Origin of the sequence: Acinetobacter lwoffii (assembly GCF_022809915.1) — a bacterium.
Lineage (GTDB): Bacteria > Pseudomonadota > Gammaproteobacteria > Pseudomonadales > Moraxellaceae > Acinetobacter > Acinetobacter lwoffii_M.
The window spans coordinates 1-6,294 of the sequence record NZ_JALGQY010000056.1 but is presented as its reverse complement, the minus strand read 5'-3'; the positions used below and the strand labels follow the sequence as shown (position 1 = coordinate 6,294).

General features: G+C 43.7%; 7 protein-coding genes. 5 read left to right on the top strand and 2 right to left on the bottom strand.

The window, feature by feature from the left end:
• Nucleotides 1-230 (bottom strand): transposase (locus tag MTX11_RS16020; RefSeq protein WP_243474662.1); only part of this gene is annotated, 230 nt, incomplete at its 3' end.
• A 498-nt stretch (nucleotides 231-728) separates the two neighbouring features.
• Here MTX11_RS16020 and MTX11_RS16015 point away from each other — a divergent pair.
• The 5 genes from MTX11_RS16015 to ruvB all read left to right on the top strand — a co-directional run bounded on the left by MTX11_RS16015 (nucleotide 729) and on the right by ruvB (nucleotide 5,998).
• Nucleotides 729-2,366, top strand: coding sequence for a sodium:solute symporter family transporter (locus tag MTX11_RS16015; protein ID WP_243475567.1), 1,638 nt, complete (start codon nucleotides 729-731; stop codon nucleotides 2,364-2,366).
• An 11-nt stretch (nucleotides 2,367-2,377) separates the two neighbouring features.
• On the top strand, nucleotides 2,378-2,509 hold the full coding sequence (locus tag MTX11_RS16010; protein ID WP_004645659.1) for a putative transporter small subunit: 132 nt from the start codon (nucleotides 2,378-2,380) through the stop codon (nucleotides 2,507-2,509).
• 195 nt (nucleotides 2,510-2,704) lie between these two features.
• Nucleotides 2,705-4,045, top strand: a complete 1,341-nt coding sequence (locus tag MTX11_RS16005) for a deoxyguanosinetriphosphate triphosphohydrolase (protein ID WP_005103835.1) — start codon at nucleotides 2,705-2,707, stop codon at nucleotides 4,043-4,045.
• A 117-nt stretch (nucleotides 4,046-4,162) separates the two neighbouring features.
• Nucleotides 4,163-4,765 (top strand): Holliday junction branch migration protein RuvA, encoded by a 603-nt coding sequence (ruvA, locus tag MTX11_RS16000; RefSeq protein ID WP_044112045.1) that lies wholly within the window; start codon nucleotides 4,163-4,165, stop codon nucleotides 4,763-4,765.
• A gap of 225 nt (nucleotides 4,766-4,990) precedes the next feature.
• Nucleotides 4,991-5,998, top strand: a complete 1,008-nt coding sequence (gene ruvB, locus MTX11_RS15995; protein ID WP_243475566.1) for a Holliday junction branch migration DNA helicase RuvB — start codon at nucleotides 4,991-4,993, stop codon at nucleotides 5,996-5,998.
• A 13-nt stretch (nucleotides 5,999-6,011) separates the two neighbouring features.
• On the opposite strand, the gene MTX11_RS15990 is transcribed toward ruvB, so the two are convergent.
• Entirely contained in the window at nucleotides 6,012-6,242 is a 231-nt protein-coding gene (locus MTX11_RS15990; protein WP_243475565.1) for a hypothetical protein, read from the bottom strand.
• Nucleotides 6,243-6,294: the final 52 nt, after the last annotated feature.

Below are 6,294 nucleotides of genomic sequence, written 5' to 3'. Positions count from 1 at the left end.
TTGAATAATCTAAGTAACTTACCGCTGCTTGACCAACGATTAAAACGTTTGAAAATAGAGTTTGAATGACCAAAACAGCAAGGAATATCTCGCCACGGACAGCCTGTTCTAATTCTATAGAGAATAGCTTCAATAAAATTGCGTAAATTTGAGTTGTGGTGAATGGATAAATTACGCAGAATAACTTTCAACTTTTGCCAGTGTTGATCTGTCAGCATGGTACGAGGCATAGCGAATAGTAAAATTGGGTTTGGCGATTTGATTTTACTACTTCGCTATTTTTTTAAACTAAAAGTGTCAACACACCCTAATAATAAAATTTTGTTACCTTTTTTATTTAATCCGTATTCTCAGGTTTTATTTAACTCGAAAAGTTTAAAATAAATATTTGTAATTGCTGAAAAAATATAGAAAATTTTCTTTTTTATTCAACTAACAGAATAACAGGCCCACACGTCTATATCAGCTAAGAATCTTACCAAATAGACACTTCATCAGTAAATTTGATGATTTTATGTTAAGCTCTAGCCGAATTGCTGAGGAATTGTCCAAATTCTGGGCCTGGCAATGGTTTTTCCTTTCTGCTGTAGAGATGAATATAAATTCTATATTCGGACACTAATTTTTTGATGTTCTATAGCTTCACTGCTCTGTCTATTTTAGAGCCTTAATCTGTTACCAATGATTTAATTTTCAAGAACAAAAGGTGACCCGCTTAAGGAGTATGTATGTTTCAATTCACTAGTACAGCAACTGTACTATTGATGGTGCTTTTCTATGGCATCACCTTTCTACTATCGTTATGTATTAAACAGAAAAATGAAAATGTCGATGGCTACATGGTCTCGAATGGCTCCATCGGATTTGGAATGTCTGCAGCCAGTATGACCGCCACCTGGATTTGGGCCGCATCATTTTATGCAGCGGCTTCATCCGGATATACATACGGCGTTTCCGGTGCCCTCCACTATGGTTTATGGGGTGCGCTGATGATTTTATTTATCTATCCCTTTGGCAAGCGCTTTCGTGAACTGGCACCTAATGCACATACTTTGGCAGAAATCATGCATGCTCGGCACGGTAACCAAAGCCAGATGATTCTGGCGGGTTCCAATATTGTGGGTAGCGTGATCAGCCTGATGGTGAACTTTACTGCCGCCGGGGCACTGGTTGAGATTTTATCTCCTTTAAGCTTTATCCATGGCGTGCTGATTACCGGCATCGGTGTGCTGTCCTATACCCTCTGGTCGGGGTTCCGTTCTTCGGTGTTTACCGATTTTGGTCAACTGGTGGCGATGATTGTCGCGGCTGTGATCATTATTCCAACCTTGTTCTTTACCTTAGGCGGACCTTCCCTGTTTCAAAGCGGGATTCATAACCTGCAACCGGAACAGCTGGATTTTTTCTCTAAAACAGCCTTTCTGGAACAAGGCGCGCCGTTTTTTGTTGCCGTATTGGCCTACGCGATTGGTAATCAGACCATTGCCCAGCGCCTGTTTGCAGTCCGTGAAGACCTGATCAAACCGAGTTTTATCACTGCAACCATTGGTTATGCTGCAATTGTCATTGGTCTAGGCATGCTTGGATTACTGGCGCTATTTGCAGGTATTCAACCCATTGATGGCAACCTGAATAACCTGATTCCGCAAATGGCAGCGACTTATCTTTCGCCATTTATGGTCGCGCTGTTATTCATCATGGTGATTGGAGCATTGTCTTCTACCGCTGACTCGGATCTGTCTGCCCTGTCTGCGATTGTCATGACGGACATTTATGGCAAACAGATTGCGAAAAACCGTCCTGATCCAAAGAAAATGCTGTTTATTGGCCGTATGACCATGATCGTTGCCACCATGCTGGGGATTGTGATTGCCACCTTGAAGTTTGACATTTTGTCGATGCTGATTTTTGTGGGTGCGCTTTGGGGTTCTATTGTATTCCCGGTGATTGTCAGCCTGTATTGGGACAAGGTGAATGCCCGGGCCTTTAACTGGTCAGTGGGCCTCGCATTTTTCAGCTTTCTGATAGTACGTTTTGAATGGCTTCCGATTCAGGGATTGATCGCACTTGGCTTTGAACTCGTTGCGACCCTGGGGATTGGTGTGGTGCTGGGTTTGATGACCTTTGGTTTCTTCGGCAAGAAAGTGGGTCTGGTCGTTGGCATATTGGCCAGTATTGGCTTCATGCCATGGACCATCGGCTTCTTGCGTGAATACGGCACCTTGTTAAGCTCACTGACAGCGTATGGCAGTAGTGCGCTGGTATGTACTGTGTTGACGCTACTCTACAGCAAAGAAAAATTTGATTTTAAGCAAATCAACAAGATGGTGATTGAATTTCACCAGCTATCTGAGAAAAGTAAATAAGGAGATTTCAGATGACAAGTCAATTATTGACCCTATATGTACTTTTTTGGCCATTGGTGGCAAGCCTGGTCTTGTTCACGATTTGCCTGAATGTCTATAAAGACACACAACAGGCCAAGAAAAATGGCGAAGAGCTAATTTGATTCTTCATCCTAAACAAAAAGCAGACCATTGAGTCTGCTTTTTTATTGTTCATTTGATGATTTCGATTTTTAATCTCAGTCTTTTCCAGCTGACTGAAATAACAATAGGCAGCATGACAATTCATGTCGCACTGCCCTAGTGCAGGAGCTAGTTTTTTGGCATGATGCAAATAGTGGATCACTGAATAATGATAAATGACTCAAATGCGTTGGTTAGAACTGCTTTCGACAGTTCGGATTGGTAGTAAAAAGCAGAGCACTGAACTGGCACGCAGCCCGTTCCATAAAGATTATGACCGTATTATTTTTTCGCAAAGCTTCAGGCAGTTAAACCGCAAAACCCAAGTCCATCCATTGACCCAGCACGATGGTATTCATACCCGTTTAACCCACTCACTAGAAGTCTCCTGTATTGGGCGTTCATTGGGTATGCTGGCTGCCGAAAAAATCAAAGATAATTTACCTGCCTGGATTTCTCCGGCTGATGTCGGTGCCATCATTCAGGCTGCCTGTCTGGCACATGATATTGGCAACCCGCCTTTTGGTCATGCCGGTGAATACGCCATTCGGGAATGGTTTGACGATGCATCACATACCGACTTTTTAAAAGATTTGAGTCCTGAACAGGAAGCCGATGTACGCCAGTTTGAAGGCAATGCCCAAGGCCTGCGCCTGCTGACCAAGATCGATTACCATCCCTATGATGGCGGCATGCGCCTGACTTATGCCACACTTGGTGCCTATCTTAAATACCCATGGCTCTCTGAGGCCATTGACCCGACTGGTAACACCCCGGCCAGTCGACGTCCAAAATTTGGTTGTTACCAGTCTGAAAAAGAGATTTTGCAGGAAATTGCTGAACAGTTGGGTTTGATTCAGCTCGGTGAATATCATTATTGTCGTCATCCGCTGACCTATCTGCTCGAAGCTGCGGATGATATCTGCTATGCCCTGATTGATCTGGAAGATGGCATCAGCTTGAATATGCTCAGCTATGCCGAAGTCGAGCCAGTTTTCCTGAACTTGCTGGGAGAATATGGCACGCCTGAAGAAATCAATCTGCCTAATACCACCTGGCAACAAAAAATTGCCGCCTTACGTGGCCGGGTCATGAAACGTCTGGTAGATGAAGTCACCACGGCCTTTGCCCGACATCAGCAGGAAATTCTGATGGGCCAATTGCAAGGCTCATTGCTGGGTTATTGTAGTGCCGACATTGAGATTGGCATTAACCGGGCCAAAGAACTGGCGCGAGACAAGATCTTCGAACATCCGCAAAAAGCCGGTCTGGAAATTATCGCGCATCAAAGTTTACAAACGATTCTGGATGCCTTTATTCCACTGACCACACCGCACAAAACCTTGAGCTTTAAGGAACAGCGTTTGATGGCTATTTTAAAACGCTCGGGTGCGCAGTTTAGTGCTGATCATTATGACAACATTATGCAGGTGCTAGATATTGTCTCCAAGTTTTCTGATCACCAGGCTTATAATCTGGCGCAGGAACTGCATGGCAATAAAGCCGGGTTACTCTAATGTGAACGAGCGCCTGATGATAATCTCAGCAAAATCACTGGATTTGAATGATAGAGTTTTGCCTTTATCGAAAATGCTGACTACTATGCCTGTATTAAATTTGAGTATGTATAAAAAATGATTGGATGCCTAATTGGGGAAGTGCTGGCGCTGGAAGCACCGACTGTTTTATTAAATGTAAACGGCGTAGGTTATGAGATTGACACCCCTTTAACCACTTTCTGTCAGTTGCAAAAAGGCCAGAAAATTACCCTGTGGACCCATCTTGCTGTTCGTGAAGATGCCCAGTTACTTTATGGCTTTATCAATACGCAGGAAAAAACCATTTTCCGTACCTTATTAAAGGTGAACGGCGTAGGTCCGAAAATGGCGCTTGGTATTCTTTCAACTTTAAGTGTGGAAATGCTGATCCATACCGTTGAACATGAAGATATCAACACTCTGGTTAAAGTTCCGGGAGTGGGTAAAAAGACTGCAGAACGCCTGATGATTGAATTGCGTGACCGCTTTAAAGCCATGGCTTCAGGTGCTGCCCCAAGTAATTCAACTGCACCACAAATTCAGTTTATGGGCAATTCAGCCGTGGCTGAAGCGGAAGCTGCATTACAGTCCTTGGGCTATAAACCTGCTGAAGCACAAAAACTGGTGAATGCTGCCAAAGGTGAATTTACTGAAGCCAGTGATATCATTCGCGCGGCATTAAAGTCGATGAATAGATAAATCGTAGTCCACCATCAACCCAAATTTGATAAATGTATGGCGACAAGGATGTCGCCCGTTGAACTGGGGTGTAGGACACACCCTCAGTTCAACAAAAGATTTTTGTTACTTTTGATCTTTCAAAAGTAAAACAACCCCTACACAATGGCAACTAAACACAAATCATTATTTGAGGCTGTTTCCGCAGCATCAAACAGCTTCAATAAAGAGATTAAGTTAATAGATATGCAAGACCGTCTCATCAGTGGTTCTGAAAAACCCGAAGATCATTTCGATCGCGCCATCCGCCCAACTTCCCTCGATGACTACATCGGTCAACCGGTGGTTCGTGAGCAGATGGAAATTTTCATTGGTGCAGCCCGCGGCCGTGAAGAAGCCCTCGATCACACCTTGATTTTTGGTCCGCCAGGTCTGGGTAAAACAACGTTGGCCAATATTATTGCCCGAGAAATGGGTGGCAATCTTAAGTCAACTTCTGGTCCGGTTCTGGAACGTGCCGGCGACTTAGCCGCGATGCTAACGAATCTGGAAGAAGGCGATGTCCTTTTTATTGACGAAATTCACCGCCTTTCCCCCGTAATTGAAGAAATCCTGTATCCGGCGATGGAAGATTATCAGCTCGACATCATGATTGGTGAAGGCCCGGCTGCGCGCTCGATTAAACTGGATTTACCGCCATTTACGCTTGTTGCAGCAACCACACGTGCAGGTCTACTCACCTCTCCGCTGCGTGACCGTTTCGGAATCGTGCAACGTTTAGAGTTTTATTCGGTTGAAGATTTAACCCATATTGTCAAACGTTCAGCCAATTTGATGGATGTACCTATGACGGGAGATGGCGCAAAAGAAATTGCCCGTCGCTCACGAGGTACACCGCGTATTGCCAACCGTTTATTGCGTCGTGTGCGTGACTATGCTCAGGTCAAAGGCACTGGTGAAATCAATCAGGATATGGCCCAACGTGCTTTGGACATGCTCAAAGTCGATAAAGATGGTTTAGACACACTCGACCGTCGTTATTTATCTATGCTTCTTGAGCGCTTTGATGGCGGCCCTGCTGGCGTAGAAGCGCTCGCAGCAGCCATGGCAGAAGATTCAGGCACGTTGGAAGATGTCATTGAGCCTTACTTGATTCAGCAAGGTTATGTGATGCGAACTGCGCGTGGTCGTATTGCTACCAATATGGCGTATTTGCAGTTTGGGATGACGCCGCCTGAATCGAAAGAGAAGTAATTCAAAAAGCAGCTTAGGCTGCTTTTTTAAATTTATTTAGCTCACTATTTAAAAGTTTTTGTAGCTCGTCAGCGATAGCTAAATTTTTTAAATAAATAATTTGATTTTCTTCACTACCATCTTCAAATTTCGTTATACATTTTAATTGATTATTCATTAATGTTTGTACATTGAGCAAATCACATTCAAGTGATTGAGATAAGATATTTCTGATTTTAAGGTAGTGTTCAAAAAACTGTGTCATTTCCTTAAACTGTTAAAAACAGGAATGATGCATTATGGCAACTACATTTGAT

Bases quoted from the DNA above. Each gene is read 5' to 3' on its own strand.
- MTX11_RS15990 (WP_243475565.1), bottom strand. From the start codon at position 6,242: ATGACACAGTTTTTTGAACACTACCTTAAAATCAGAAATATCTTATCT.
- ruvA (WP_044112045.1), top strand. From the start codon at position 4,163: ATGATTGGATGCCTAATTGGGGAAGTGCTGGCGCTGGAAGCACCGACT.
- ruvB (WP_243475566.1), top strand. From the start codon at position 4,991: ATGCAAGACCGTCTCATCAGTGGTTCTGAAAAACCCGAAGATCATTTC.
- MTX11_RS16005 (WP_005103835.1), top strand. From the start codon at position 2,705: ATGACTCAAATGCGTTGGTTAGAACTGCTTTCGACAGTTCGGATTGGT.
- MTX11_RS16010 (WP_004645659.1), top strand. From the start codon at position 2,378: ATGACAAGTCAATTATTGACCCTATATGTACTTTTTTGGCCATTGGTG.
- MTX11_RS16015 (WP_243475567.1), top strand. From the start codon at position 729: ATGTTTCAATTCACTAGTACAGCAACTGTACTATTGATGGTGCTTTTC.